This is a genomic window from Hyphomonas sp. UBA3601 (genome assembly GCF_002375605.1).
In the GTDB taxonomy this organism is placed as follows: domain Bacteria; phylum Pseudomonadota; class Alphaproteobacteria; order Caulobacterales; family Hyphomonadaceae; genus Hyphomonas.
The window spans coordinates 5,734-6,509 of the sequence record NZ_DFME01000139.1 but is presented as its reverse complement, the minus strand read 5'-3'; the positions used below and the strand labels follow the sequence as shown (position 1 = coordinate 6,509).

General features: G+C 58.9%; 1 protein-coding gene. It reads left to right on the top strand.

The window, feature by feature from the left end:
• Positions 1 to 140 precede the first annotated feature (140 nt).
• Positions 141 to 437, top strand: a complete 297-nt coding sequence (locus tag B4F73_RS15745; RefSeq protein ID WP_290480587.1) for a hypothetical protein — start codon at positions 141 to 143, stop codon at positions 435 to 437.
• The last annotated feature ends 339 nt before the right edge of the window (positions 438 to 776 follow it).

Here is a 776-nt window from a genome sequence, read left to right as displayed (position 1 = left end):
AGCCCAGACACCCGGACGGCCCCGCCGCTCCGGACGCCCTTGCTGGAACGAGTGCTGGCCGGAACCATTCGATTACAGCCCCGTTATGTTCGCAAGCGCGCTGAACTGCGCAACAAAGCACAAGAAGGAAGACCCAGAACATGAGTACAGGAAAAGTCATTGGAATCGCCGTCGCCATTGTCGCCCTCGTCGGGGCCGTCTGGCTCGGCTCTACGCTGATCGATGTGGACCAGACAGAGCCCGGCAAGCTGCCGGATGTGGATGTCGCCATTGACGCCGAAGCTGGCAAGATCCCCGAATATGATGTCGATACGGGCGAAGTGAATGTCGGCACAGAAACCGAAACGGTGCTCGTGCCTGAAGTTGTGATGGTCGAAGAAGAAGTCGAAGTTCCAACCGTGGACGTTGAAGAACCGGAAGAAACTCCGGAACAATAATCGCCTCGGCGCGAATGCACTCCCCGCCCGTAATCCGGGCATCCAGACCCAATCCGATGGCAGGCCGCAAACGCGGTCTGCCATTTTTTTTGAATTGTCTGTCGGCGTCTGTCGCGCCAACTCTTCCCCGCAATGCTTGTCCCATCGCCGGATTGGGATTATCTGCCTAGGTCTCAGGGCAATGCAAAAAGCGCCCGAGACCGGGGAGGTCCGACCGAATGACAGATTTCAGCTCGCTGCGCGATCCAGCCAGGCCGGCAAGCCCAGATGCGCCCGCCGCCCTGAACGGCCGCGAACTGGCAGAATTGTTAAGCCCGGTATCATGCGAAGACTTTGTGG